The organism is Actinoplanes sp. NPDC051861, from assembly GCF_040681145.1.
GTDB lineage: Bacteria > Actinomycetota > Actinomycetes > Mycobacteriales > Micromonosporaceae > Actinoplanes.
The window spans coordinates 549,451-575,835 of the sequence record NZ_JBFAYE010000001.1 but is presented as its reverse complement, the minus strand read 5'-3'; the positions used below and the strand labels follow the sequence as shown (position 1 = coordinate 575,835).

At 71.4% G+C, this 26,385-nt stretch carries 26 protein-coding genes; 11 read left to right on the top strand and 15 right to left on the bottom strand.

Annotated elements, in window-relative coordinates; genetic code table 11:
• Positions 1 to 229 precede the first annotated feature (229 nt).
• The gene (locus AB0M02_RS03000) at positions 230 to 985 is read right to left on the bottom strand and encodes a phosphoadenylyl-sulfate reductase (protein ID WP_364220495.1); all 756 of its coding nucleotides are present in this window, start codon (positions 983 to 985) and stop codon (positions 230 to 232) included.
• Positions 986 to 1,139: 154 nt separating this feature from the next.
• Positions 1,140 to 2,834: a nitrite/sulfite reductase gene (locus tag AB0M02_RS02995; protein WP_364220492.1), complete on the bottom strand. Its 1,695-nt coding sequence runs from the start codon at positions 2,832 to 2,834 to the stop codon at positions 1,140 to 1,142.
• A 407-nt stretch (positions 2,835 to 3,241) separates the two neighbouring features.
• Between AB0M02_RS02995 and AB0M02_RS02990 the strand changes: the two genes are divergently transcribed.
• The gene (locus AB0M02_RS02990) at positions 3,242 to 4,363 is read left to right on the top strand and encodes a glycosyltransferase family 39 protein (RefSeq protein WP_364220489.1); all 1,122 of its coding nucleotides are present in this window, start codon (positions 3,242 to 3,244) and stop codon (positions 4,361 to 4,363) included.
• On the opposite strand, the gene AB0M02_RS02985 is transcribed toward AB0M02_RS02990, so the two are convergent.
• Complete coding sequence (locus AB0M02_RS02985; protein WP_364220486.1) at positions 4,283 to 5,833, bottom strand: histidine kinase N-terminal domain-containing protein; 1,551 nt, start codon at positions 5,831 to 5,833, stop codon at positions 4,283 to 4,285. The two genes, AB0M02_RS02990 and AB0M02_RS02985, sit on opposite strands and share 81 nt — an antisense overlap.
• A 24-nt stretch (positions 5,834 to 5,857) precedes the next feature.
• A complete protein-coding gene (locus AB0M02_RS02980) occupies positions 5,858 to 6,892 on the bottom strand; it encodes an SIS domain-containing protein (protein WP_364222505.1) in 1,035 nt (344 codons plus the stop codon).
• Between the two features lie 160 nt (positions 6,893 to 7,052).
• Here AB0M02_RS02980 and AB0M02_RS02975 point away from each other — a divergent pair, with 160 nt between their 5' ends.
• Positions 7,053 to 8,585 carry a tetratricopeptide repeat protein gene (locus AB0M02_RS02975; protein WP_364220483.1) on the top strand — a complete coding sequence of 511 codons (1,533 nt, stop codon included), beginning with the start codon at positions 7,053 to 7,055 and terminating at the stop codon, positions 8,583 to 8,585.
• Between the two features lie 4 nt (positions 8,586 to 8,589).
• Here AB0M02_RS02975 and AB0M02_RS02970 read toward each other — a convergent pair whose 3' ends face one another.
• The 6 genes from AB0M02_RS02970 to AB0M02_RS02945 all read right to left on the bottom strand — a co-directional run bounded on the left by AB0M02_RS02970 (position 8,590) and on the right by AB0M02_RS02945 (position 12,118).
• A complete protein-coding gene (locus AB0M02_RS02970; protein WP_364220480.1) occupies positions 8,590 to 8,805 on the bottom strand; it encodes a biotin/lipoyl-binding carrier protein in 216 nt (71 codons plus the stop codon).
• A 265-nt stretch (positions 8,806 to 9,070) separates the two neighbouring features.
• The gene (gene rsrA / locus AB0M02_RS02965; RefSeq protein WP_364220477.1) at positions 9,071 to 9,352 is read right to left on the bottom strand and encodes a mycothiol system anti-sigma-R factor; all 282 of its coding nucleotides are present in this window, start codon (positions 9,350 to 9,352) and stop codon (positions 9,071 to 9,073) included.
• Positions 9,353 to 9,357: 5 nt separating this feature from the next.
• Complete coding sequence (locus AB0M02_RS02960; RefSeq protein WP_364220474.1) at positions 9,358 to 10,161, bottom strand: sigma-70 family RNA polymerase sigma factor; 804 nt, start codon at positions 10,159 to 10,161, stop codon at positions 9,358 to 9,360.
• A 69-nt stretch (positions 10,162 to 10,230) separates the two neighbouring features.
• Positions 10,231 to 10,839 (bottom strand): alpha/beta family hydrolase, encoded by a 609-nt coding sequence (locus AB0M02_RS02955; protein ID WP_364220471.1) that lies wholly within the window; start codon positions 10,837 to 10,839, stop codon positions 10,231 to 10,233.
• A 14-nt stretch (positions 10,840 to 10,853) separates the two neighbouring features.
• Positions 10,854 to 11,249 (bottom strand): WhiB family transcriptional regulator, encoded by a 396-nt coding sequence (locus AB0M02_RS02950; RefSeq protein WP_364220468.1) that lies wholly within the window; start codon positions 11,247 to 11,249, stop codon positions 10,854 to 10,856.
• 191 nt (positions 11,250 to 11,440) lie between these two features.
• Positions 11,441 to 12,118 carry an SOS response-associated peptidase gene (locus AB0M02_RS02945; RefSeq protein ID WP_364220465.1) on the bottom strand — a complete coding sequence of 226 codons (678 nt, stop codon included), beginning with the start codon at positions 12,116 to 12,118 and terminating at the stop codon, positions 11,441 to 11,443.
• Between the two features lie 378 nt (positions 12,119 to 12,496).
• On the opposite strand from AB0M02_RS02945, the gene aroA reads away from it, so the two are divergent.
• The 7 genes from aroA (at position 12,497) to AB0M02_RS02910 (ending at position 19,331) form a co-directional block, all read left to right on the top strand.
• Positions 12,497 to 13,789, top strand: coding sequence for a 3-phosphoshikimate 1-carboxyvinyltransferase (aroA, locus tag AB0M02_RS02940; protein WP_364220463.1), 1,293 nt, complete (start codon positions 12,497 to 12,499; stop codon positions 13,787 to 13,789).
• Positions 13,790 to 13,791: 2 nt separating this feature from the next.
• Positions 13,792 to 14,862 (top strand): ribosome small subunit-dependent GTPase A, encoded by a 1,071-nt coding sequence (gene rsgA, locus AB0M02_RS02935; RefSeq protein WP_364222502.1) that lies wholly within the window; start codon positions 13,792 to 13,794, stop codon positions 14,860 to 14,862.
• 17 nt (positions 14,863 to 14,879) lie between these two features.
• Positions 14,880 to 15,680: a histidinol-phosphatase gene (hisN, locus tag AB0M02_RS02930; protein ID WP_364220460.1), complete on the top strand. Its 801-nt coding sequence runs from the start codon at positions 14,880 to 14,882 to the stop codon at positions 15,678 to 15,680.
• Between the two features lie 167 nt (positions 15,681 to 15,847).
• Positions 15,848 to 16,621 carry an STAS domain-containing protein gene (locus AB0M02_RS02925; protein WP_364220457.1) on the top strand — a complete coding sequence of 258 codons (774 nt, stop codon included), beginning with the start codon at positions 15,848 to 15,850 and terminating at the stop codon, positions 16,619 to 16,621.
• Between the two features lie 9 nt (positions 16,622 to 16,630).
• The gene (locus tag AB0M02_RS02920) at positions 16,631 to 17,188 is read left to right on the top strand and encodes a DUF5709 domain-containing protein (protein WP_364220454.1); all 558 of its coding nucleotides are present in this window, start codon (positions 16,631 to 16,633) and stop codon (positions 17,186 to 17,188) included.
• Between the two features lie 91 nt (positions 17,189 to 17,279).
• Positions 17,280 to 17,996, top strand: a complete 717-nt coding sequence (locus AB0M02_RS02915; protein WP_364220451.1) for a carbohydrate-binding protein — start codon at positions 17,280 to 17,282, stop codon at positions 17,994 to 17,996.
• A 105-nt stretch (positions 17,997 to 18,101) separates the two neighbouring features.
• Positions 18,102 to 19,331 carry a family 16 glycosylhydrolase gene (locus AB0M02_RS02910; RefSeq protein ID WP_364220448.1) on the top strand — a complete coding sequence of 410 codons (1,230 nt, stop codon included), beginning with the start codon at positions 18,102 to 18,104 and terminating at the stop codon, positions 19,329 to 19,331.
• A gap of 58 nt (positions 19,332 to 19,389) precedes the next feature.
• On the opposite strand, the gene AB0M02_RS02905 is transcribed toward AB0M02_RS02910, so the two are convergent.
• A complete protein-coding gene (locus tag AB0M02_RS02905) occupies positions 19,390 to 20,622 on the bottom strand; it encodes a chitosanase (protein ID WP_364220445.1) in 1,233 nt (410 codons plus the stop codon).
• A 24-nt stretch (positions 20,623 to 20,646) separates the two neighbouring features.
• Positions 20,647 to 20,892, bottom strand: a complete 246-nt coding sequence (locus AB0M02_RS02900; protein ID WP_364220442.1) for a hypothetical protein — start codon at positions 20,890 to 20,892, stop codon at positions 20,647 to 20,649.
• A gap of 65 nt (positions 20,893 to 20,957) precedes the next feature.
• On the opposite strand from AB0M02_RS02900, the gene malQ reads away from it, so the two are divergent.
• Together malQ and AB0M02_RS02890 are read left to right on the top strand one after the other, a co-directional pair.
• On the top strand, positions 20,958 to 22,994 hold the full coding sequence (malQ, locus tag AB0M02_RS02895) for a 4-alpha-glucanotransferase (protein ID WP_364220439.1): 2,037 nt from the start codon (positions 20,958 to 20,960) through the stop codon (positions 22,992 to 22,994).
• Positions 22,915 to 23,094 carry an antitoxin gene (locus AB0M02_RS02890; protein WP_364220436.1) on the top strand — a complete coding sequence of 60 codons (180 nt, stop codon included), beginning with the start codon at positions 22,915 to 22,917 and terminating at the stop codon, positions 23,092 to 23,094. Before malQ ends, AB0M02_RS02890 begins: the two co-directional genes overlap by 80 nt.
• 1 nt (position 23,095) lies before the next feature.
• Here the strand turns inward: AB0M02_RS02890 and AB0M02_RS02885 are convergent, their stop codons facing one another.
• The 3 genes from AB0M02_RS02885 to AB0M02_RS02875 form a co-directional block, all read right to left on the bottom strand.
• Positions 23,096 to 23,470, bottom strand: coding sequence for a hypothetical protein (locus tag AB0M02_RS02885; RefSeq protein WP_364220433.1), 375 nt, complete (start codon positions 23,468 to 23,470; stop codon positions 23,096 to 23,098).
• An 85-nt stretch (positions 23,471 to 23,555) separates the two neighbouring features.
• Positions 23,556 to 24,803, bottom strand: a complete 1,248-nt coding sequence (locus AB0M02_RS02880; RefSeq protein ID WP_364220431.1) for a DUF1501 domain-containing protein — start codon at positions 24,801 to 24,803, stop codon at positions 23,556 to 23,558.
• Between the two features lie 8 nt (positions 24,804 to 24,811).
• The gene (locus AB0M02_RS02875; protein ID WP_364220428.1) at positions 24,812 to 26,353 is read right to left on the bottom strand and encodes a DUF1800 domain-containing protein; all 1,542 of its coding nucleotides are present in this window, start codon (positions 26,351 to 26,353) and stop codon (positions 24,812 to 24,814) included.
• Positions 26,354 to 26,385 lie beyond the last annotated feature (32 nt).

Sequence of the window (26,385 nt, the reverse complement as noted above, 5' to 3'; positions counted from 1 at the left end):
AACCCTCCGGCCGCACCCACGGAGCCCGCCGCACCCGAACCGGCACCGCCCGAACTCAACACACCGGCCGAGCCCAGGACGCCGCCCGAACTCAACACACCGGCCGAGCCCGAGACACCGCCCGAACTCAACACGCCGGAAGGGCCCAGGACACCGCCCGAACTCGACACGCCGGAAGGGCCCGGAGTCGCCCCCTGGACGGATCTGGGAGCCGGAACCGAGGCCGGACTCAGACGTGGAGTCCGCATTCGGTCTTCTCGAACATGGCCCAGCGGCCCGCACGCGGATCCTCGCCCGCCTTGGTACGCCGGGTGCACGGCCAGCACCCGATCGAGCCGTAGCCCTTCTTGAACAGCTCGTTGACCGGCACGTTCCAGCGGCTGATGTAGCGGTCCACGTCGGCCTGGGTCCAGGCCGCTATCGGGTTCACCTTGACCTTGCCCTTGCGCGCGTCGAACGCCACGACCGGTGTGTTGGCGCGGGTCGGTGACTCGTCGCGGCGCAGGCCGGTGGCCCAGGCGTCGTAGTCGCTGAGGGCGCGCTCCAGCGGCTCCACCTTGCGCATGAAGCAGCACTCGTCGGGGTTGCGGGCGAAGAGCCGGGGACCGTACTCGCCGTCCTGCTGGCCGACCGTCATGCGCGGGCGGATGGAGCGCACGTTGACGTTCATCGTGCGGGCGACCGTGTCGCGGACCTTGAGGGTCTCCGGGAAGTGCAGGCCGGTGTCGAGGAAGACCACGTCCACACCGGGCGAGACCCGCGAGAAGACGTGCGCCACGACGGCGTCCGCCATCGAGCTGGTGACGCAGAAGCGCGCGCCGAACGTGTCGGTCGCCCACTTGGCGATCTCCTCGGCGGAGCTGCCCTCAAGATCACGGGCAGCGTCCAGAGCCAAGGCACGGAGCGACTCAGCGGAACGCGTGGGGGTGACGGGGGCGGCGCCGAGATTGATCAAACCCAGGCCGGAAGCGTTCAGGAGACTCATTTGGTAACTCCCTTGGACAGAAGGCCGACGAACTTGACCGTGAAAACTCGGGCGCAGGAGTGGCACTCCCAGGCCCCGTGCGAAGCCTCGTTGGGACGGAGGTCCTCGTCACCGCAGTAGGGGCAGTACAACGGGGCGGCCCTCTCCGAGGAGCTCATTTCAGGAGCTCCTCTTCGGCCCGCATCACCCAGTTGGCGAATGTCTCGCCGTCGCTCCGGCCGCCCAGGTAGTTGCGGGCGACGCGCTCCACGTACTCCGGGAGCTCCTCGGCGGTGGCCTTCAGGCCGCGCAGCTTGCGCCCGAACCCGGCGGTCTCGCCCTGCGCCATGCCCAGCGCGCCGCCGAGGTGGATCTGGAAGCCCTCGACCTGCTCGCCGTGCGAGTTCATGACCAGCTGGCCCTTGAGGCCGATGTCGGCCACCTGGGTCCGGGCACAGGCGTTCGGGCAGCCGTTGATGTGCACCGAGATGTCCGCGTCGAAGTCCTTGAGCCGGTCCTCGAGCCGCGCCACCAGTTCCTCGCCGCGTGCCTTGGTCTCGACGATGGCCAGCTTGCAGTACTCGATGCCGGTGCAGGCCATCGTGCCCCGCCGCCAGGCCGAGGGACGGGCTTCCAGCCCGATGCGGCGGAGACCTGCGATCAACGGTTCGACCTGGTCGTCGGCAACATCAAGGACCAAGAGCTTTTGGTACGCGGTGAGCCGCACACGATCCGACCCGTGTGCCTCGACCAGGTCCGCCAGGTTGCTCAGCTGAGTCCCGGACGACCGTCCGACGACCGGCGCCGCGCCGACGTAGTTGCGGCCGTCCACCTGCTTGTGGACACCGATGTGGTCGATCGGCTTCTCCGGCAGTTCCGGCGCGGGGCCGTCGAGGAGCGTGCGACCCAGGTATTCCTTCTCCAGGACCTCGCGGAACTTCTCCACGCCCCAGTCGGCGAGCAGGAACTTGAGCCGGGCGCGGTGGCGCAGCCGGCGGTAGCCGTAGTCGCGGAAGATCCCGACGACGCCCTCCCAGACGTCCGGGATCTCGCCGAGCGGCACCCAGACGCCGAGCCGCTCGGCCAGGCGCGGGTTGGTGGAGAGGCCGCCGCCGACCCAGAGGTCGAAGCCGGGGCCGTGGTCGGGGTGCTCGAGGCCGACGAACGAGATGTCGTTGGCCTGGTAGGGCCCGTCGGGCAGCCAGGAGATCACCGACTTGAACTTGCGAGGCAGGTTCGAGTAGCGGGTGTCGCCGACGTAGCGCTTGACGATCTCGTCGATGGCCGGTGTCGCGTCGATCACCTCGTCGGCCGAGACGCCGGCGACCGGGCTGCCCAGCACGACGCGGGGGCAGTCGCCACACGCCTCGGTGGTCTGCAGGCCGACGGCCTCGAGCCGGCGCCAGATCTCCGGCACGTCCTCGACGCGGATCCAGTGCAGCTGGATGTTCTGCCGGTCGGTGATGTCGGCGCTGTCGCGGCCGAACTCGGTGGAGATCTGCGCGATCGTGCGCAACTGGGCCAGGTTGAGCGCGCCGCCGTCGATGCGCACGCGGAGCATGAAGTACTCGTCCTCGAGCTCCTCCGGCTCCAGCACCGCGGTGCGGCCACCGTCGATACCGGCCTTGCGCTGGGTGTAGAGCCCCCACCAGCGGAAGCGGCCGCGCAGGTCGGCGGGGTCGATCGAGGAGAAGCCGCCGTGGGCGTAGATGTTCTCGATCCGGGCCCGCACGTTCAGCGGGTTGTCGTCCTTCTTGCTGCGTTCGTTCGGGTTGAGCGGCTCGCGGTGTCCGAGCGCCCACTGACCCTCGCCGCGCGCCTTACGGGGGCGGGCGGCCGGTCGAGCGGCGGGGGTGTTGCTGGGCGCCATGTCGGGCGTTCCCTCCGGGTTTCGTGGGCACGCGCTTGCGCCTCACGGCCCTCGGAGGCTCGTGACATCTGTGTCAGGAGAGGGCCCGGCGGTCGCGCGCCCGAGAAAAAGAAAAACGGGCGTCGTCAGGAAGCCGGACACATAGCGCTGCGGACACGGCCGTAGTCCACGTGGCGGCGAGCCACGAAGCGGCGGTCAACTGCAGCGGTCATGTGGGCAAGCCTCTCACGCGCAGCGAATCTCGGCTAGCACGGCCCAGATTTCGGGAGTGTGTCAGGTAACACAACGCCAACGTCTTGTAACAGTTACCTCGTAGGCTGCGCGGTTCCGGTCCGGAAGCGTGCAAGACTCGACGGCAGGGCAGTCACGCCCGTCGATCAACGCCGGTCCTGTCCCCGGAGCCGCGCATGTTCTGGACCTGGTGTCCGTTCGTGATCCCCGCCGCGCTCACCGCCGCCGCCGGAGCCATCGGTCTCGGCACCCCCGCGCCCAGCCCGCGGGAGGCGCTCACCCGGGCCACCGCCGCGCTCGAACCCGCCGAGATCCTCGGCCTGGCCCGCCAGTCGGACGCGCTGTACGCGCCCTATCACCTGCTGACGCACTTCTGGACCGAGGCGACCGGTGACTCGATCACCGCGCTGCGGGTGCCGTCGCTGATCGCGGCCGCGCTGGCCGTCGGGCTCGCCGGTGAGCTGGGCCGGCGGCTCCTCGGCCCCGGCACCGGCCTGTGCGCGGGGCTGATGCTGGCCGTCCTGCCGCAGATCAGCCGGTACGCCCAGGACGCCGGCCCGCACGCCCTCAGTCTCCTGTTCGCCACCGCGGCCACGCTGCTTCTCTACCGCGCCCTGGACAGTCCCGGCTGGCCGGCGTGGACGGGTTACGGGCTCTGTGTCGCCCTGACCTGTTTCCACATCCCGGCGCTGCTGGTGCTGGTCGGACACGCCTACATCGTCGTGTCCCGCTGGCGGCTGAGCGGACAACCGTCCCTGTTCTGGTGGTTCCCGGTCGCGGTGCTTTCTCTCGTACCCCCGGCGCCTTTGATCTCTCTGACCGCGCGGCAGTATGCCGCAGCTCACCCCTGGCGCCCGGCCACCCGCTGGGATGTGGCGCTGTCGGCGCCGGAGACGCTGGCCGGCGCCGCGGCTCCCGGCCTGTTGCTGATCGGCCTGGCGCTCGCCGCACGGTGGCCGGACCGTTCCCTGATCCGTGAGCTGGCCGTTCTCGCCGCCGTGCCCCCGCTCCTGCTGATCGTCACGGCGTTCCTGGCAAGCCCGCTCCGGTCGCCCGCGTCGGTCCTCGCGGCCCTGCCACCGCTCGCTCTGTGTGCCGCTGTCGCCCTGCACGGCCTGCGAATACGTACGGTGCTGGCGCTCGCGCTGATCACCGCGCTCGGCCTGCCGCAACAGCGAGCCGTCCGCCAGACCGACGGCCATCAGCCGGCGGCGGCGTCAGCGCTTCCCGAGCGGCACCACCAGAACGGCCTCGGTGCCCGTCCCGGCCCGGTTGCGCAGCTCGATGCTGCCGCGTAGCTCGCCCGTCGCCAGCGCACGCACGATCTGCAGCCCCAGCCGGTTGCTGCCCTCGAACTTGAAGTCGTCCGGCAGCCCGCGACCGTTGTCCGCGACCGTGACGTGCAGCTGTTTGCGGAACCGGTGCGCGGACACGACCACCTCACCGGTCTGCTCCGGTGCGACCTCCTGCGGCTCGGCGTCGTCCTCCTCCGCCGGGAACCCGTGCTCCACCGCGTTGATCAGCAGCTCGTTGAGCACCATGACCAGTGACGTCGCGATCTCGGCCGGCAGGACCCCGAACGTGCCCTCGCGCCGCATCCGCACCGGGAAGCTGGTGGCGGCGACCTCGGTGGCGGCGGTGGCCACCCGGTCCACGATGCCGTCGAACTCGACCGCCTCGTCGCTGGACATCGAGAGCGTCTCGTGGACGAGCGCGATCGAGGCGACTCGGCGTACCGATTCCTCCAGCGCCATCCGCGCCTCGGGCGCGTCCACCCGCCGGGCCTGCAGGCGCAGCAGTGCCGCGACCGTCTGCAGGTTGTTCTTCACCCGGTGATGGATCTCCCGGATGGTGGCGTCCTTGGTCATCAGCGCCCGCTCCCGGCGACGGACCTCGGTGACGTCGCGGACCAGCACGAGCGCGCCGATCGGCACCCCCGCGGGCAACAGCGGCAGCGCCCGGGTCAGCACCGTGGCGCCGCGGGCCTCCACCTCCATCCGGGGCGGGAACTCGCCGCGCAGCGACGCCAGGATCCGCTCGGCCGCGTCGGTGCCCTCGAGCGGGTCGGCGGAGAGCCGGCCGGCCAGTTTCGCCAGCTCCTCGCCGACCAGGTGCGCGTTGAAGCCGAGCCGCCGGTACGCCGACTGCGCGTTGGGGCTGGCGTAGGTGACCTTTCCGGAGGCGTCGAGCCGGATCAGCCCGTCACCGACCCGCGGCGCCGAGGTGGTCTCGCCCGGGTGCCGCTTCGGCGGGAACGTCCCGTCGGAAACCATCTGGGCCAGGTCGTCGGCGGTCGTCAGGTAGTTGAGCTCCAGCTGGCTGGGTGTCCGCGCGGTGCTCAGGTTGGTGTCGCGGCCGATCACCGCGATCACCTCGCTGAAACCCTCCTCCAGGTCGGTCTCGTCGCGCCGCCGGACCGGGATGGCCTCGTGGCGGGCGGGGGTGTCCCCGTACCAGACCGGGTCGCCCTCCCGCCAGATCCGCTCCTGGGTCAGCGCCACCTCGAGGTGCGCCACCTCCGGCCCACCGACGATCTTGCCGACCTGGTCGTCCTGGTACGCGGTCGGCGCGGTGACCGGCCGCACCTGCGCGACACAGAGGAACTCCCGTGGCTGCCGCGGCTCGCCCTTGATCGGCACCCAGAGCAGCAGGTCGGCGAAGGAGAGGTCGGACAGCAACAGCCAGTCGCCGGCGAGCCGGTGCAGGTGGTCGATGTCGGCCGGGCCGAGAGTCGTGTGCTCCTCGACGAGGTCACGCAGTGTGGACACCGGCCCACCCTATTTCGTTCGTTGCTAAAGAGTCGTGGTGACCTTCTTCAGTCCGCGAGGCGCGTCGGGATCTTCCCCACGTGCCAGCGCGAGCGAGAGCGCCAGCTTCTGCAGCGGCAGGATGTCGAGCAGCGGGCTGTACCGCTCGTCGACCGCGGGCACGGCCAGCCGCGCGGAGGCGCCCGGCACGTCGGCGGCACCGATCGTCACCACGTCGGCGCGGCGCTCGCCGAGACGGGTCACCACGTCGCGCATCGACTGGCCGCCGGGGCCCTCACCGACCACGGCGAGCACCGGGACGTCCGGGTCGGCCATGGCGAGCGGGCCGTGCAGCAGGTCGGCGCCGGAGAACGCGAGCGCGGGCAGGTAGGACGTCTCCATCAGCTTCAGCGCGGTCTCGCGGGCGGTCGGGTACGCGTACCCCCGGCCGGTCGTGACCAGGCTGGAGGCGAACCGGTAGCGCTGCGCGAGTTCGTCGGCCGTGGTGTCGGCGAGGGTCTTCTCGGCCAGACCGGGCAGCTCGGCCAGCGCGTCCCGCTCGTCGGCGGGCAGCCGTCCGTCACCGGCGCGCACGCCCTCGACCAGCAGCAGCAGGGCGAGCAGCTCGGCGGTGTAGGTCTTGGTGGCGGCGACCGCGCGCTCGTGACCCGCCGCGACGTCGATCGAGAGCTCGGCGGCCTTGGCGAGGGTGGACTCCGGGTTGTTGGTGATCGCGAGCGTCAGCGCGCCGTTCTCCCGGGCGACGCCGAGCACGCCGCTGAGGTCGGGCGAGCCGCCGCTCTGGCTGACGCCGATCACGAGGCTGCCGGTGAAGTCCGGGCGCGCGCCGTAGAGCGTGATGGCGCTCGGCGACGCGCTGGCCACCGGCAGGCCAAGGCGGATCTCAGTGAGGTACGCCCCGTAGAGCGCCGCGTGGTCGGACGTGCCGCGGCCGACGAAGAGCACGTTGCGCGGGCGGCGTCGGGCCACCTCCGCGGCGACCTCGGCGATCGCACCGGCGTGCTCGGCGTCCAGGAGCCGGGCGAAACCAGCCGGTTGTTCCGCGATGTCCGCCGCCATGCCCTGGCCTCGTTGTGTCACGTCTTCCTCCCCAGAGTTCCATTCCCGCTCATTTGCTGCGCAGTCTTGCAAGAAAGAGCTTACTTGGTCAAGGTTTCGAGCACGAGTGCGCAAAGCTGAGGACTGACATTCGGCCTCTGTTCCCCTAGGGTCTTTCCTCGTGGAATCCCCCTCCGCCCGTCGTGACCTCGCGCTTGCCCGGGCCGCCCTGGACGCCGGTGACCTGACCGACGCCGCCGGCCACCTGGCCACCGCGCTGGCTCACGCACCCACCCTGCCGGAGACCCACGAGTTGCTCAGCCGATTGGCCGCACGGTCCGGCGGTGCGCTCGACCTCTTCCCGCTGGAGCCGCACCCACCGGTCGGCCGCATCGTCGCGCGCGCACACCTGCTCGCCGCCGCCGGCCGGCCCGAGGACGGGCTGCCGCTGCTGGTCGCGGCGAGCGGTCAGACGCCGACCGCAGACTGGGCCGGCGTGCCATGGGTGCAGGAGCCGGCCCTCGGCGCGCGGATCGAGCCGGGACTGCTCGCCCGCACCGTCATGCGCCTGTGCACCACGGTCGGCGACCCGGCACCGGCGGACGCGGTGACGGCACTGCGGCCCTACCTGGCGGTGGTCCGGCACGCGATCGCGGCGCACGGGGAACACGCGATGCTGCTCGGTGCCGGTTCGGCGCTGGCACGACGGCTCGGCGAGGTGCGCGTCGCCGTGGACTGGGCCGGGCGCGGAGCGCGGTCACAGCCGTCCAAGCTCGGCGAGATCTGGTTGGGGTACGCGTACCGCAGCGCCGGCCGGATGCCCGAGGCCCTCGCCGCACTGCGCCGGGCAGTCGCCTACGACCCCGACGACCTCTCCGTCTACGCCGACGTCGCCGCCACCCTCGCTGACCTGGGCCGGCTCGACGAGGCCCTGCGCTGGACCGAGCTGGCCCTGGAGCGCGACCCCGCGTTCGACTGTGTCGTGCACACCGCCCACCGCCTGCGGTACCGGGCCGACGGCGAGGTCGACCACCTGGTCGCGCTCGCCGACTTCATCCGCGACCACCCGGACGACGCGCACGAGCACACCGACCTGGAGGAGTGCTGCCGCAACACGCCCTGGCTCGGTGGCCTGCCCGCCGGGCCGGAGCTGATCGCCGGACGCGCTCCGGTCAACGCGGAGCCCTCCGCCGACGCGGTCCGGCGGCTGCTGCGGATCGCGGACGGGTCCTGGGCACACCCGCCGGCGGCGTACGACCGGGCACTCGGCCTGGTCCTCGTCGAGCCGTGGGAGCTGCTCGCCATGCTCGCCCGCCCGGCCGGCGCCGCCGAGGCGGCGGGCACCGAGGTCTGGGCCTGCCTGGGCCTGCTGCACCACGGTTCCGAGGAGCCCTGGCTGGACTCCAGCCGGCGGCGGCTCCTGCTCGGCCTGCTCGAGGGCGACGTCGACCGGGTGACCCAGGCGGCGCTGTTCGCGCTGATCACGTACGCCTGGGTGGACCCGGAGGCCCGCGACGACGTGTCCGCCGTGGTGGCCGGACGGCTCGCCGAGGTGGCGTCCGGTCCGCAGGCACGCGCCGTCGCCGAGCTCGCGCTCGCCACGCCCGGCCTGGACCGCCCGACCCGGGAGCTGGCCGCGGCCACGATCCGGGTCCCGGCCGTGCCGCGCCAACGAGGACGCGGCCGGTCGCTGCTGCGCTGGCGCCGCGAGTAAGGCCTCAGTCGATGATGGCGATCAGGTCGCCCTCCTGGACCACGTCGCCCTCGTTGACGGCCAGCTTCGAGAGCGTGCCGGCGGACTCGGCGATCACCGGGATCTCCATCTTCATCGACTCGAGGATCACCAGTGTGTCGCCGTCGTCGACGGTGTCGCCGACCGAGGCCACGACCTTCCACACGTTGGCCACCATCTCGGCCCGGATCTCCTCCGCCATGCCGAACGCCTCCTAGTCCACGCTGACCGTTGACCGTCATCAAATCATGGATCACGTCCGGGTGAGTCCCGGGCTGCGGGACGCGCACACTACGATCGGCAACGAGTTCCGGCGTCATGAAGAGGAGGGCGGCCATGGCTAAGAAGGCCCGCAAGAAGAAGGCTCGCAAGAAGAGCAGCGCCAACCACGGCAAGCGCCCCAACAGCTGAGGGTTTGCTCAAGCAGAAGGGCCCGGCAGCGTCGCTGCCGGGCCCTTGGGCGTCTTTCAGGGAAGGTATTCCCTCGTCTCGGTCTGCACCTCGAGCTGATCGAGCTTGCTCCGGAGCCGGTCGCGCAGCTCCGCCGGTGCCCGCTCGTCGCCGCAGCAGCGGCCGACCAGCGCTTTCACGTCGTGCTCGATGCCGAACTCACGCAGGCACCCGGAGCACTCGTCCAGGTGCTTCTGGATCAGCCGGCGGCGGTCCTCGGAACACTCCAGGTCCAGGTAGAGGTAGACCTCGCTGAGAACCAGGGTGCAGTCGGGCTTGTGCTGTTCGTCGTTGGCCATCGGAGTCACACGTCCAGCGGCTCGGAGGCGGGCGTACGCGTGATACCGCGCTCGGACGCGTACTGCTCGAGGAGCTTGCGCAGGTTGCGCCGTCCCCGGTGCAGACGGGACATGACGGTTCCGATGGGCGTGCCCATGATGTCGGCGATCTCCTTGTACGAGAAACCCTCGACATCGGCGAGGTAGACGGCGAGCCGGAAGTCCTCCGGCAGGGACTGCAGCGCTTCCTTGATGTCACTGTCCGGAAGCCGGTCCAGCGCCTCGGTCTCGGCCGAGCGCAGGCCCTGCGACGTGTGCGACTCGCTCGACGCGAGCTGCCAGTCGGTGATCTCCTCGGTCGGCGCCTGCACGGGCTGACGCTGCTTACGCCGGTACGAGTTGATGTAGGTGTTGGTGAGGATCCGATACAGCCAGGCCTTGAGGTTGGTGCCCTCCTCGAACTGGTGGAACGCGGAGAACGCCTTCAGGAACGTCTCCTGCACCAGGTCTTCGGCATCGGCCGGGTTGCGGGTCATCCGCAGGCCCGCGGCATACAACTGATCCACGAACGGCAGCGCGTCGCGCTCAAAACGCTTCCGACGCTCGTCGGTCCGCTCCCTCTGGGCCACCCTCGAATCTCCCCTCGACCGCCCCGCCGAGGATACGGGTAGTGCCCGCGAAACGCCTTCGAAAACCGCTGGTGTGCTCACGCTCACCGAAGGTGGCACGGGCGGCGTCTGGGCCGCGGGCCACTCGGGAGAGCCCAACAGGCTGCGCACCCGGGTCGCCTCCCGGCCGTCTCGGTGGACGTACTCGGTACCGGCAGACACCAGAATTACCCCTTCCGCAGGAAAGTCTCACCCCGCACAACGCCGATAAGCGCAAGTTGCATTCCCGATCTAGCACGCCCAGCCGTGTGTGCGCAGCCACTCCACGGCGAGTCGCGCCGTGCCAGATAGGTCTTTGCGCAAGTCGTGCACAGCGCCGGGTCGCACGGCCACCTCGACCACCCCGGTGGGCTCCGGCACGCCGAACGGGTCACGGTCACCGTTGAGCACCAGCGTGGGCACGTCCACCGGCAGTTCACCGGCCCGGCTCTTCTCCGGCTTGCCCGGCGGATGCAGCGGGAAGGCCAGCGCCAGCACACCCGCGGCGCCGAGGGTGGGCGCGGTCCGGCACGCGACGCGCGCTCCGCTGGACCGCCCTCCGAGGATCAAGGGCTTTTCGGGTACGCGAAGAGCACGCACGACGGCCGTCCACGCCTCGTCCAGGTGCCCGGCCGGAGCGGGCGCGCGCCGCCCGGCAACCCTGTACGGCTGGGTCACCAGGGCGACGCGGACGCCGGCGGCCACCGCCAGATCGTGCACCGCCACCAGGTCGGGCGCGTCGACACCGCCACCGGCACCATGGCCGAGGACGAGCAGACTGAGCACCGGACCGTCGGGGTCGGTGAGTTTCACGGCGGCGGGGCCGCGCGGCGTCTCGATGTTTCCGATGGAGCTGGGCACAAGCTCCGATTCTGTCAGCGGCTGACCGGGATCAGGGTGAGCAACCGGCGATCGTCGTCGCCCGTCTCGTCCTCGACCAGTTCACCGTCGGACTGGACCCGTTCCCGCCAGGCCACCAGCATGGCCCGCCGCTCGCGTGGCGTCGTGCCGCCCCAGACTCCGTGGCAGTCACCGACCTGCAGCGCCCACGCCAGGCACGGCCCCTGCACGTCGCAGGTGCCGCAGAGTGCCACGGCTGAGCCGGACGGCTCGTTCGGCGCGGGAAAGAACGTCTCCGGATCAACACTCCGGCAGGCGCCTCTGGTACGCCAGGCCTCGTCGGTACGTCGTTGCGCGATCGCATCGAGCAGCCGCGGGTCGCGTCGCGCGATGGCCACCTCGTGCGGACGCGGCATGCGTGCTCGTGTCATCAGCCCACCTCCCCCGTGGGACCGGAACTGCTGTGGCGGCCGGGCCGCACCTTACGGTCCGGCACCACTCCGGCGCTGGTTTGTACCGCACCGTACAAGATCAGAACAAGGGGTTGATCTATCTTGAAACGAAGTTGTCAATTTCAAATACACGCATAAACCGACAAAGACCTTCGTGGATTCCCCGTTGTTCAGAAAAGAGTCACCTCTTGTGCGGGTTCCAGGAGGGCCGGATCGTTGTTCCGGACATTACCGACATCAGGGCCCACAGCGCGCACTTCGATCGCCGCCAACTCACGCTCGGTGAGCGGCCGCAGCAGGCTCTCCGGATCGCCTCCGCCGGCCAGCCAGGCGGACCAGCGCGCGGCCGGCAGGATCAGCGGCATCCGATCGTGCACCCGGGCCAGCCCACCGGCCGCCGCGGTGGTCACGACACTGCAGGTCAGCACCGACTCCGGGCCCCACGCCGACCACAGACCGGCGAACGCGAGCGGCTCACCACCGGCCGGCGTCATGTAGAACGCCTGCTTCCGCTTGCCGTCCCGCACCCACTCGAACCAGCCGTCGGCCGGAATCAGACAACGCCGCTTGGCAAAAGCCGGCGCGAACGACCGCAGCGTCGCCACCGTCTCGGCCCGCGCGTTGATCATGCGAGCACCACCGCGCAGGTCGGGCGCCCACGGCGGCACCAGACCCCAGCGCGCGGTGTCGACCACCCGACCCGCATGACTGCGCGACATCCGCACCAGCGGCACCGGATCGGTCGGCGCCACGTTCCAACTCGGGCGCAGCGGCTCGGCCACGTCGACGGCCTCGAAAAACGTACTGAGGTCGGCATTGCTCCGGGTGGTCGCGTATCGGCCGCACATGGCGTGCACGCTACGCCGAACCGCCCTCCGCCCGCCGCCCTCCCACTGCCCACGCCCACCTGCCGCCCCACCACCGTCCCTCCGCCCGCCGCCGTCCTCCACTCATCGCGCCCTCGTCCACCTGCCGCCCCACCGCAGCCCTCCGCCCGCCGCCCTCCTCCCGCCGCCCTCCCCAGATCCCGCCCTCCCCAGATCCCGCCCTCCCAGGGGGTAGCCCCCGCAAACAGCCTGGTGGAAAACTCGGGCCGGCGGCGGGCGGGCTGTGGACGAACCGGCGTTGGGGACGAGCGGGTGGGCGTCACGAAATCGAGGTAATGGGGCGGCGCGCGTCTCGGGGGACGGGAATGGCGCCGGGAAATGTCGGTGCGCGGCGGCAGAATGGCCGTCGTGACTGCTGAACCTCGCCCCTGGCTCGCGCCCTCCGCGTCCGGACCGGTGACCGCGACCGTGCGGCTGCCCGGCTCGAAGTCGATGACCGCGCGTGCCCTCATCCTCGCCGCCCTCGCCGACGGGCCCTCGGTGATCGAGGCGCCGCTGCGGGCCCGCGACACCACGCTGATGTCCGCCGGCCTGCGCGCGCTCGGCGTCGGCGTCGACACCAGCGCCGACGACCGCTGGCTCGTGGAGCCCGGCCCGCTGCGTGGACCGGCCCGGGTCGACGTGGGCCTGGCCGGCACGATCATGCGCTTCCTGCCGCCGGCCGCGGCGCTGGCTGACGGCACTGTCGAGTTCGACGGTGACCCGCATGCGCGCAACCGGCCGCTGCGCCCGATCGTCGAGGCGCTGCGCTCGCTCGGGGTGGCGATCGACGCGTCGGCGACCGGTGGGCTACCGCTGACCGTGCGCGGCGCCGGGCTGGTCGAGGGCGGCGAGGCGGTCATCGACGCGTCCGGGTCGAGCCAGTTCGTCTCCGGGCTTTTGCTGTCGGCGCCGCGGTTCACCAAGGGGCTGGTGCTGCGGCACGAGGGACCACCGGTCCCGTCCGCGCCGCACCTGCGGATGACCACGCACATGCTGCGCGCGGCCGGCGCCGTGGTCGACGAGAGCGTGCCCGACGTGTGGACGGTCGAGCCGGGCACCCTGCGCGGCCGCACCTGGACGATCGAGCCCGACCTGTCCGGGGCGGCGCCGTTCTTCGCCGCCGCCATGGTCACCGGCGGCACGGTCACCCTGGCCGGCTGGCCGGCCGAGAGCTGGCAACCGGTGGAGCGGCTCACCGAGCTGCTCGCCGGGCTGGGTGCCGAGGTCACCCGCACGGCTGACGGACTGACCGTCCGCGGCACCGGCTCGCTGCACGGCATCACCGCCGACCTGTCCGAGGTGAGCGAGCTGACCCCGGTGGTGTCGGCGCTCGCCGCGCTCGCCGACGGCCCGTCCGAGCTGCGCGGGGTGGAGCACATCCGCGGGCACGAGACCGACCGGATCCGGGCGCTCGCCACCGAGCTCGGCAAGGCCGGCGCCGAGGTCACCGAGTTCCCGGACGGTCTGCGCATCACGCCGCGGCCGCTGCACAGCACCACCTTCGAGACGTACGCGGATCACCGAATGGCACACGCCGCCGCCGTAATCGGCCTCGCCGTGCCGGGCATTGAACTCGCCGACGTAGGTTGTACGTCGAAGACATTGCCCGAGTTCCCCGAACTCTGGGCGGGACTCGTGGCGAGGAGCTAGATCTGCCAGGCCGTAAGCGGGAGTACGACGAGGACGACGTCCGGATCCGGCCGGGCCGTTCGTCGCGCCCGCGTACCCGGTTGCGGCCCAAGCACGACGACGCCGTGGACGCTCTGGTGATCACGGTGGACCGCGGGCGGTATGGATGCGTGCGCGAGGACACCGGCGGCACCGACGTGATCACCGCGATGCGCGCCCGCGAGCTGGGCCGCAAGTCGGTGGTGGTGGGCGACCGGGTGGCGCTGGTCGGCGACGTGTCCGGCGCACCCGGCGCGCTGGCCCGGATCGTGCGGATCGGCGAGCGCACCTCGGTGCTGCGCCGGACCGCGGACGACGACGACACCACACCCGAGGGCCGGCTGGAGCGGGTCGTCGTGGCGAACGCCGACCAGCTGGTGATCGTCAGCGCGCTGTCCGACCCGCCGCCGCGGACCGGGTTCATCGACCGGTGCCTGGTCGCGGCGTACGACGCGGACGTCGAACCGCTGCTCTGCCTCACCAAGGCCGACCTGGCCGGCCCGGAGCAGGTGCTGGACTACTACGCCGAGCTCGACCTGCCGTACGTCTTGGTGCGGCCGGGCAGCGACCTGGCCGAGCTGCGCGGGCGCCTCGCCAACCGGATCTCGGTGCTCGTCGGCCACTCCGGCGTGGGCAAGTCGACGCTGGTGAACCGGCTGGTGCCGGACGCGCTGCGTGCGGTCGGCGCGGTGAGCGCGATCGGCAAGGGCCGGCACACCTCGACGAGCGCGGTGGCGCTGCGGCTGCCCGCGGTCGGCAGGTCCCGCAAGGACCCCGGATGGATCATCGACACGCCCGGCATCCGCAGCTTCGGGCTGGCCCACGTGAGCGCGGAGAGCCTGCTGCACGGCTTCCCGGACCTGGTCGAGGGCACCCTGGAGGACCAGCCCAACTGCGGGCACACCGCCGCGGACGCCGAGTGCCGCCTGGACGCCTGGGTGGCGGATGGCCACGCCGATCCGCGACGCTTGGCCTCGTACCGGAGGCTGTTGAGCTCTCGCGCAGGCGAGGGTGACGTGCGTGATCAGCCTGCCGACGACGGCCCGGGCATTTGACCCTGTAATTTTTCGGCATGGCTGGTTACTCGGACGATCTTGCGCTTGCCCATCTGCTGGCCGACACGGCCGACAGCATCTCGATGGCCCGGTTCCGCGCGCTCGATCTGACCGTGGAGGCCAAGCCGGACCTCACACCGGTCTCCGACGCCGACACCGCGGTGGAGAAGGCGATCCGCTCCACGCTGGCCCGTGCCCGGCCGCGCGACGGCATGCTGGGCGAGGAGTTCGGACGGACGCCGGCCGCCGCCGGACCGCACAGCCGGTATTGGGTGATCGACCCGATCGACGGCACCAAGAACTTCGTCCGCGGCGTGCCCATCTGGGCCACGCTGATCGCGCTGATGGAGGGCGACACCCCGGTGGTGGGGCTGGTCTCCGCACCGGCGCTGGGCCGGCGTTGGTGGGCGGCACGCGGCCAGGGCGCGTTCGCGGGGAAGCACCAGCACGCGGCGACCCGGATCGGCGTCTCGTCGGTGCGCAAGCTGACCGACGCCAGCTTCTGCTACGCCAGCCTGAACGGGTGGGCCGACATGGGCCGGCTCGACCAGATGATGGACATCCTGCTCGGCGTGTGGCGCAGCCGCGCCTACGGGGACTTCTACGGCTACATGCTGCTGGCCGAGGGCGCGCTGGACGCGATGGTCGAACCGGAGCTGTCGCTGTGGGACGTGGCGGCGCTGATCCCGATCATCACCGAGGCGGGCGGCAAGATCACCGATCTGGACGGCCGGCCGACCGTGGACAAGAGCTCGGTGGTCGGCACGAACGGGCTGCTGCACGAGAGTGTGCTTGCCGCCCTGGCCCGCCGAGCCTGATCAGACGAAGGCATGAGAACAACCGGGCGGGGTACTTCCTCACCGTGCCCGGTGAGCGCGAATGACCCTTTTTACAGGTTTGTGCCCATTTGGCGATGACCGCGGCATCGAATCCTCAAGCACGCCGAAATGCGAGGAGGGGGCGCGTTATGCACAATGGAGCGATCATGCCGAGCGAGGTTCGTCACCAGGTGGACCGCGGCCAGACCTACCCGCTGGTCCGGCTCATCGGGGTGCTCGACGGCGAGACGTCGGCGCCGATCCGCTCCGCGCTGCTCGACGTCCTGGCGACCCAGCCCGAGGCGGTGGTGGTCGACGTGACCGGCCTGCGGGTGACGGACGTGGACTCGGTCGCGGTGCTCCGTGAGGTCCTCGACGAGACCCGGGACTGGCCCGGGTCGCACCTCGCGCTCTCCGGCTCGCTGGACAGCGCCGCCTGGCAGCCGAGCGGCTGGCCGCTCTGGCCGGACACGGCGGGCGCCTTCGCCGCTCTGGGCACCCCGGAGCCCCGGCACCGGATCAGCCTCGACCTGGAGCCGGTGGTCGGCGCGGCCCGCCGCTCGCGGGAGCTGATCACCGAGGCGTGCGGCCGGTGGGAGCAGCCCGACCTGGCCGGCAACGCGTGCATCGTGGTGACCGAGATGGTCAACAACGTGGTGGCGCACGCCGGCACGCCGATGAGCGTCCTGGTGGCCCTGCACGGCGACACGATGAGCGTGGCGGTCCGGGACTCCTCGACCACCCTGCCCCGGTTCACCGGCCCCGTCGCACCCACGTCGTACGGCGGACGTGGCCTGCTCCTGATCGACTCGGTGTCGTCCCGCTGGGGCCGCCTCCCGCTCGAGGGCGGGAAGGTCGTGTGGGCGCTGCTGGAGGCGGAGCCGCCGGAAACGCTGCGCCCGCGCGACGACGCCGGTATGACCGACCCCGCGCGTGGGTAGATTGCGGGAATGCGAGACAACGACTACCCGACCGAGGTCAGCGACCCGGAGTCGTCGGGACTCCCGGACACCGCGGACGACGACTCCACGGCGTACGACGAGGTGAACAGCCCGCGCTGGAGCGACGGACCGGACCCGGCGGCACTCGCCGGCGTGGGTCCCGGCGGTTCCAACCGGTTCGGGGACACCGCCGAGGAGCAGCGGCAGGGCGAGTCGCTCGACCGGCGCCTGCGGCAGGAGGAGCCGGACTTCGGCGCCGAACCCGCCAACCCGCCGCGCCGCGACCCGTTCGACGAGACCGTCGACGACCCGGAGCAGCGCAATTTCGACCGGGACGTCTGGGAGGCGAGCCCGACCTCGGACCCGGCGTCACAGGTCTCGCTCTACGACGACGGCCAGCTCGACGACGAGGACCCGCGCCCGGTGGGCCGCCTGGTGGCACCGGACGAGGGCTCGGGCTGGGACGACGAGCCGGACAGCGTGGCGTACGACGCGGGCGCGGCCGGTGGCGGCGCGAGTGCCGAGGAACTGGCCATGCACGAGACCCGCGCCCCGGACTACGACTGAATTTTTGGTGATTGCTCTTGCCCTGAACCCCCTTCCTTGAGCAGAGTGCACGGGTTGGTCGAGGGTGGGGGTCAGGGTGAGAAGCGCGCGCGTGCTCCGGTGGCTGACGGCTGCGGCTGTCCTCGTCGCGGGCATCGCCGTCCCGGAGACGGCCGTTCGCGCCGACACGGTGAGCCGCTCCGTGCTCAGCGACGAGTTCACCGGCTCCGTGGGCAACGCGCCGAACAGCGCCAAGTGGGTGGTCGCCGGCGATCCCCGCAGCGCCCAGCTGACCGGTGACGGCCAGCTCTGGCTGGCCACCCGGATGCAGGCGCAGAAGCCCATCACGCAGACGTCCGGCCGTGCCGAGGCCCGGATCCGGATGGACCGCGACGGCGGCGCCTGGCGAGCCCTGGGCGTCCTGACCGCGAACGGGCAGCTCCCCGCCGGGCAGGTCGAGGTGCTCGGCGACGATCAGGTCGACGGGTTCGACTTCCACACGTACGTGATCGACTGGTCGCCCACCGCGCTGGTCTGGTCGGTCGACGGCCGCAAGGTCCTGAGGTTCACGCCGCAGTCCGGCGGGCAGCCGCTACTGCTGGCCCTGAACAGCGGCTCCGGCGGCCGCAATCCGGACACCATGCTGGTCGACTACGTCCGCGTCTCGGCACGCGTCACCGTCCAGGCGACGAACTGGAAGACGTACACCACATACAAGGCCGGCAAGTACGTCCGCTACGACGGCGTCGTCTACCGCGTCCGTGAGCTGCACACCTCGCTGCCCGGCTGGCAGCCGCCGCTAGTGCCGGGACTGTTTCAGAAAGTCTGAAAATCCCTGTTATCCGGGGTTCCGGAACCCGTCTCCATTGACCGATGACAGTCGAACTTTAAAGACTGTTACGAGAAACGGTTCCCTCTCCCCCGGAGGATCCCCATGCGTAGATCAAGATTCCTCATCGCGGCGGCTGTCGTCGTCGTAGCACTCAGCGCCGGCCTGACCGTCGCCTCACGAAGTGACCGGGCCGAAGCGGCCGTCGTCTGGAACGAAGACTTCAACGGCGCGGCCGGCACCGGAGTCGACACCTCGAAATGGAACTTCGACACCGGCGGCAGCGGCTGGGGCAACCAGGAGTTGCAGTACTACACCAGCGGCACCAGCAACGTCGCCATGGACGGCCAGGGCCACCTGGTCATCACCGCCCGCAAGGGCAGCGGCGGCAACAACTGCTGGAACGGCACCTGCCAGTTCACCTCCGGCCGGATCCAGACCGCCGGCAAGTTCACCCAGCAGTACGGCCACATCGAGGCCCGCATCCAGGTCCCCAACGGCTCCGGTCTCTGGCCCGCCTTCTGGATGCTCGGCGGAGGCAACTGGCCGACCGACGGCGAGATCGACATCATGGAGGTCGTCGGCCGCGAGCCCAACCAGCTGTTCGGCACCCTGCACGGCCCGGGATACTCCGGCGGCAACTCGTTCGGCGGCATCGTCAACTCCGGCACGCCGTGGTACCAGGCCTTCCACACCTACGCCGTCGACTGGTCGCCGAACCTGATCGTCTGGACCGTGGACGGCCGGGAGTTCTTCCGTGCCACCCCGGAGTCGCTGCGAGCGGCCAAGGGCAACGTCAACTGGGTGTTCAACCACTCGTTCTTCATCATCCTCAACCTTGCCGTCGGCGGTAACTTCGGCCAGGGCAACCCGGCCGGTCTGCCGGCCGAGAGCCGGATGCTGATCGACTACGTGCACGTCAGCACCTCCACCACGACACCACCGCCGAGTGGTGGCAACGCGCTGAAGAGCAACTTCAACGGCCGCTGCATCGACATCCCCAGCGCCAACCCGGTCGACGGCGCGCGGCTGCAGATGTGGGACTGCAACGGCTCGGCCGCGCAGCAGTGGACGTTCAACGGCGACGGCACGCTGCGCGCGATGGGCAAGTGCATGGACCCGGCCGGCGGCGCGCTCGCCAACGGCACGCCGATCCAGCTGGTCACCTGCAACGGCAACCCGGTGCAGCGGTTCACCCTCTCGGCCGCTGGCGACCTGGTGAACGTCTCCGCGAACCGGTGCGTGGACATCGCCGAGTGGAACAACAGCAACGGCGCGCGACTCCAGCTCTGGGACTGCGGCGGCACCGCCAACCAGAAGTGGACCCGGGCCTAACCCTCAAACAGTGTGTGGAGTTCGGCCTCTATACGCGCCCGAACTCCACACGCAAGGGTTAGCCCAGGGTGTATCGGTCGCCGTAGACCGACCAGGTGAGTGGTGTGGTCAGGTCGAGGTTGGTGTGCCGCAGGAAGGCGCGCTGCGCTGTGTCGACGCGGCTGGTGTCGCTGTGCGCCTCTTCCGTACGCATCTCGGCCGCCCTCGCGTCCAGGAACGCCACCAGATAGGTGATCTCGTCCCCGCCCTGCGCCGGAGGCCGTTGCGCGGCCGCAGCCCGCCGGCGGATCTCCCGCAGCCCGCCGGCGCCGTGCATGATTGCCGCGTCGAAGTAGGCGAACTGTCCCAGCGCCCGCAGCCCGTCCGCCTCGGCGAGCCGGACCGCCGGGGTGAAGTACATCCGGTCCCGGGCGTCCTCCTGCACTCTGCGGAAGGCCGGGTCACCGGCGGCCTCGCGCCACGCCCCGGTGAAGCCCGGATCGAGGCCCTCGTGCGAGTCGGAGCCGTCGACCGCCCTCAGCGCGGGCAGATAGCGGGCCAGGGCGTTGCCGGGTTCGCGCTTGGTGTACTCGCTGACGACCGCGAGCATGTCCGCGGTGCCGGAGCAGAAGCCCGCGATGCCACCGGTGTAACCGCGGCCGTCGCCCAGGTCCTCGATGTAGCCGTACTCCCGCCGCCAGTTCAGCGTCGAGTTCTCCGCGCTGGAGACCAGTTGCAGCGCGGTCTCCTTCTTCGCCGCGGCGCTCAGGCCGGCGGCGGGGCCCGGCACTCCGGCGGACCGGGCGGCGGGCGCCGACTCGGTCATCGGAGCGGCCGGCCCGGGACCGTACGCCCGGACGTCCCACAGCGAGTAGCCACCGCCCGACCCGCGCCGGGTGGCCAGGACCCGCAGGTAGCGCCCGGTCGCGGCGAGATTCTTCACGTCGTCGACACCGCCGTTGCCGGACACCGTGCGATAGGCGTCGGTCCACACCGAACCGTTGTCGGAGAGCTGGATCCGGTACGCCTCGGCGAACTCCCCCGCCCAGGCCAGCCGCACCCGGCGCACCTCCTGGGCCGCACCGAGGTCGATCCGGAGCCACTGCGTGCCCGGCCCGGCCACGCTGGACCAGCGAGTGCCCGGATCGCCGTCGGTGGCACCGGTGGCGTCCCAGGACACACTCGACGTCGACGAGGCGAGGACCGGCCGGTGCTGGGAGATCAGCCTGTCGGGTGTGGCATTGGCCGCCACCGAGATGGCGAGCGGCACCAGGGCCACCACCGCGACACCGGCTCCGAGCGCGATCCGCATCCCTTTACGCTATGGCGCGGCTCCTCAGCGACGCTTGCGGTTCCGGGAAATCAACACTATCGCCAATACGACCAGGGCCAGGAAGCCCAGGCAGCAGAGCAGCCCGAAGAAGCCGAAGCCCAAGCCGCGGGAGCGCCGTCGCGCCGCCTCCACGGCGATGTCCGCCACACCGTTGCTCGCTGCCCAGGCGTATGCCGGGATCACCAGGGCGAGCGCCGCCCCGGTCACCGCAGCCGCCAGTCGTGACCACCACTTCACCACGTCAGCCATGTGTTCAATGCTGACCCACGCGCGCAACGGGTAAGAACGTCGTTACCGAACGGAAGAGGTGGGGGATGGATCCGGAACTGGTGGCGCTCGCCGAAGCGCACGGTGTGGCCACGTGGTACGAGAACTGGCGGCGCAAACGCACCGAGATCGCGCCGGAGTCGGTGATCGGCGTCCTCGGGCTGCTCGGTGTGGACGCGAGCACGTCACAGGCGGTGCGCGCCGCGCTGGACGACGTCCGGCGCCGCGACCGGGAGCAGCGCCTGCCCGGCACGGTCGTGCTGCGAGCCGGTGACACCCGGCCGCTGCCCGCCCGCGGCGAGATCACCCTGGAGGCCGGCGGCACCCGGCAGGTCGGCGAGCTCCCCGCGGATCTGCCGCTCGGCTGGCACCGGCTGCGGGTCGGCGACCAGGACATCACGCTGGTGGTCGTGCCGGACCGGCTGCCCGAGGCGCCGGAGACCTGGGGCTGGATGCTGCAGCTCTACACGCTGCACTCGGCCCGGTCGTGGGGCATGGGCGACCTCGGTGACCTGCGCGAGTTCGTCGCGGACTCGGCCCGGCCGGGCCTGATCCTGTTGAACCCGCTGCACGCGATCACGCCGACCCGGCCGCCGCCCGCCTCGCCGTACTCGCCGTCCAGCCGGCGGTTCGCGAACCCGCTCTACCTGCGGGTGGCGGACACCGAGGAGTACCGGCGGGCCGATCCTGATCTGCGCGCCAGGGTGGACGCGCTGCGCCCGGAACCGCCGTCCGACGGCCTGATCGACTACGACGCGGTGCTGGCGGCGAAACTGGCGGCGCTCGACCTGCTCTGGCCGCTGGCCGGGCCGGTCGACCTGGACAGCGACCCGGGGCTGACCGACTTCGCCCGGTTCTGCGCGCTCGCCGAGGAGCACGGCCCGAACTGGCGGGAGTGGCCGGCCGAGCTGCGCCGGCCGGACTCACCGCCGGTGCGTGCGTACGCCGGCGAGCGGGTCGCCTTCCACGCGTGGATCCAGGAACTGCTGGAGCAGCAGCTGGCGGCGGCCAACGAGGCCGCCGGGCAGATGCCGGTCGGCATCGTGCACGACCTGGCGGTCGGCATCGATCCGGCCGGTGCGGACGGCTGGCTGCTGCAGGACGTGCTGGCTCCGGGCGTACGCGCGGGGGCGCCACCGGACGCGTTCAACCAACTGGGACAGGACTGGGGACTGGCCGCCTGGCGCCCGGACCGGCTCGTCGAGACCGGGTACGCCGCGTACCGGGACATGCTGCGGCGGATCTTCCGGCACGCGGGCGGGCTCCGCGTCGACCACGTGGCCGGGCTCTGGCGGCTGTGGTGGGTACCGCCGGGCATGGGTGCCGCCGAGGGCACCTACGTGCGCTACGACCCGGAGGCGATGCTCGGCATCCTGGCGCTGGAGGCGTACCGCGCCGGTGCGGTGGTGATCGGTGAGGACCTGGGCACCGTGCTGCCCGAGATGACCGCGGGCCTGGCCCGCCGGAACATGCTCGGCTCGGCGGTGCTCTGGTTCGCCCGTGACTACGACGGCGACGGCGACTACCTGCCCGCCGCCGGATATCCCCGCAACGCGCTGGCCAGCATCTCCACCCACGACCTGCCGACCGCCGCGGGCTTCCTGGCCGGCGAGCAGGTCGAGGTGCGTGCCGAGCTCAACCAGCTCGCCGGCACGGTCGAGCAGGAGCGCGCGAACTGGCGCAAGGAACGCGACCAGCTGCTCGACCTGCTCCGCAGCGAGGGTCTCCTCGAACCGGAGGCGACCACCGAGGAGATCGTGGTCGCGATGCACCGGTTCCTGGCCCGGACGCCCACGAGGCTGGTCACCGCGTCGCTGCACGACGTCCTGCTGGAGCGCCGCCAGCCGAACCTGCCCGGCACCTTCGACGAGTACCCGAACTGGCGAATTCCGCTCGGCCCGGAGCTGTCGGAGATCATTTCGGACCCGCTCTTCCGCAAGGTTGCCGGAATTCTGGGTAATCGGGATGCCGAGAGACCTCAGCTGACCGAGGAGGGGAATCGGGATGGGCTTGCTGGACAAGGCGAAGGAGTTCGCCGACAAGCACGACAAGCAGGTGGACCAGGCGCTGGAGAAGATCGGTGACGTGGTGGACCAGCGCACCGGCCACAAGTACTCCGAGCACGTCGACCGTGGAGTCGACGAGGCGCAGAAGCGCACCGGTGAGGGCGACACCCGGCCGTGAGTCAGGCCGACAGCGGCTCGGGCGGTGGGTCGTCGTCCACGGCGTACAGCATGGGGTGCAGCGGCAGGTAGGTGTCGGGCTTGCGGCACCGGATCGGCGGCAGCAGCGACGAGCGGTGCTCCGGGTGCTCCCGGCAGTGCCGCAGGGCCCGGCCGACGGTGTCCTGGTGGTGCCGGCCGCCGCCGTACTCTCCGCAGCCGTCGCAGTCCCAGCGCCAGAACGGCGCGCCCTCCTCGGAGGTGTGCCGCCGGATCCGTAGCGGCGGGCCCGCGGCCGTTCGCGCGGCCGCCAGTATGGCGGGCATCTCCCGCGTATGCGGCGGCCCCAGCGGCCGCCGCTGTCCGCCGATGAACTCGGCCAGCACGTTGCTCGACACCGGTCACCTCCGCGTTCCCTGTGCTGGAATCAGTGTGGAACGCGCCTCATGAACCGTATGCCGGTTTTGGGGAAAATAGCCATGTTCAGCGAGCGGCGACGATTCCCAGCGACGTGGCCGTCACGCCCGGGAAGACACCGGCCAGGTCGGCGACACCGCACCGGGCCCGCAGGATCTCCCCGATCACCGACCGGTAGTCGGTGGTCACCGCCAGGTCGCCGTCGCGCAGCTGCGCCGTGGCGAGCCCGGGCCAGCGACCGTAGACCCGGCCGCCCCGGACGTTGCCGCCGAGCACGAACATCACGTTGCCGTAGCCGTGGTCCAGGCCGCCCGAGCCGTTCTGCACGACCCGGCGGCCGAACTCGCTGATCGTGATCAGCGTGACCCGCCGCAGGACGTCGGCGCCGAGGTCGGCCGCGAACGCCGCGAGCGCCGTGGCGAGTGCCTTGAGCTGGTCGTACATCCGCCGGCCGGCCACCGCCGGCCCGAGGTTCTCGTGCATGTCCCAGTCGCCGGAGTCGACCGTCGCGCTACGCAGCCCGGCGCCCGACTTGATCAGCCGGGCCACGTCGCGCAGCGCCTCGCCGAGCTCGCTCGACGGGTAGACCGCGCCGTTGGCGGGCTTGTACCCGGCGGCACGCAGCTGGGCGCCGCGCGCCAGCGCACCGGTGAGCTGCCCGGCGGTCCGGGCCAGCACCGGCGGCGCTCCGGCGTACAGCTTCGACATGGTCGCGGCGATCGGCCGGTCCGCCTGGTCGCCGGTGAGCTGGAGGTCGTCGACCCCGGTCAGGCTGAGGTACGGCGCCGGGCCGCCCAGCACCCGGGCCGGCCGGGCGGTGCCCATGGCGACACCCTGGAACGGGTTGGTCGAGCCGAGCGAGCCGAGCATCCGGTTCAGCCAGCCGGTCCGGACCGAGGTGCCCGGCGCGGCCCGCTCCAGCTCCTCCATGGCGGAGAAGTGCGACCGGTTCGGCGCGGGCTGGCCGGCGGCCTGCACGGCGGCAAGTTTCCCGGACGTCCAGTACGGCAGCAGCGGCGCCAGCGCCGGGTGCAGCCCGAAGAACGAGTCGCCGCCGATCAGCTGCGCCTTCGGCACCGCGATGGACGGGCGCGAGGTGTAGTAGGCGGGGTCGCCGGCCGGTACCACCGCGGAGAGGCCGTCGAAGCCGCCGCGCAGCGAGAGCAGCACCAGCACGTCACCGGTGTAGGCGGGGTCGGCGGCGTACGCGACGCTGGTGCCGGCCAGGCCGGCGACCATGCCCGCCGCTCCGGCGGCCAGCAGGCGGCGCCGGGACAACGTCGCCCGGCGGGACTCCTCGCATTCACAGGTCATCTCGGTGCTCACCTCAGGGCGAAGGACGGGGAGTTCAGCAGCATCCCCATCAGGTACGGGAACATCCAGCCGGCGGCCGGGTCGTTCGACTTCAGGGGCGAGGCCGGCGTCTTGCCGTAGAACTCGGCCAGCGCGGCGATCTGCTGAGCCGACGGCGTGACGCCCAGCAGCCGGGTGCTGACCGCCTCGATCAGCGCGCCGTACGTGGCCGGCAGCGCGCCCACCATCCCGGTCAGCAGCGCCGCGGGCCGGACCAGCGTGTCCGGCCACCAGCCGGCCGCGATGGAGAGGTGGAAGTTCCACCGCACCAGCAGCCCCGACGGCGAGTCCCAGGCGGCCGCGACGTCCGGGTAGCCGTTCGGCGGCCCCCAGAACAGCGGCGCCTGGCCGGCGTCCCGGGCCATCCAGTACAGGCTCTCCAGGAACTTCGTGCCGCTGGTCGCCGGGCCGTAGCCGAGGGTGCGCACGGTCGCGGCCAGGTCCTCCAGCGGCGTACGCGTCTTCGCACCGATCGACGCGCTGAACTCCGCCGACGTGAACAGCGCCCGCAGCACCGGCACGATCGCGGACTTGTTGTCCAGGTACACCTTGACCAGCGTGGTGATCAGGGTGGCCGGCGGCTCGTCGGCGACGAACCGGACGCAGAGCTTCGTGACGATCCGGCGCGCCGTGGCCGGATGCAGGGCCAGGTAGTCCAGGAGCGCCAGTGCCGCCACCTCGCCGCCGGTCGTGGTGGCGTTGGCGTGCTGGAACGCGAGCACCCGGACCGCGCCGACCGCGTGGGCGGTCCCGTCGTACCGGTACCGGCCCGTGGCGTGATCGACGGTCAGGCCGGTGAGCAGCCGGGCCGCGTTCTTCACGTCCGCCTCCGTGTACGCCAGCCCGACCGTGTGCAGCTCCAGCAGTTCCCGCCCGTAGTTCTCGTTCGGGGCGGCCTTCGTCGAGTACCGGTTGTCCAGATACGTCAGCATCGCCGGGTGCCGCGCCGACGCCTTGAGCAGGTCGGCGAACGTACCGAGCGCGTACTTGCGGATCACGTTGCGGTCGTAGTCGATCCGGCTGTCCCAGACGTCGCCGTACGGGCAGGTGACGTTCAGGTGGTTGCTCCAGAAGTCGGCCATCACCTCGAACAGCTGGCGCTCGCTCCAGATCGCCCGACCGACCGCGGCGAAGCCGAGCTGCCACATCGGGTCCCAGCTGTACTGCTTGAGCTTGCCCGCGGACACCTGGTTGCGGATCTCGGCGATGCCGAGCCCGCTCAGCGGCAGCCGGGTGAGCAGCCCGTCGACGACCTTGTCGGGAATGGCGGACGGGTTGAGCTGACGGTCCAGCCAGCCCGTGACGCCCAGCCTGCGGATCTCGGCGATCGACGCCGGGCTGGGGCCGAACGTGGCCCGGCGCAGCAGGTGCAGCAGCGGGTCGGCGGGCAGGAACGAAGCCGGGTTCGACGCGAAGGGCGCGGAGGGCGCCGCGGCGGCGGGCGTACCGCCGGTCACGACGGCCGCCGCGGTCACCGCGGCCGCGCCGGCCACGACACCACGCCGGGTCAACGTCTGATCGAATGCGCTCACATCGGGATACG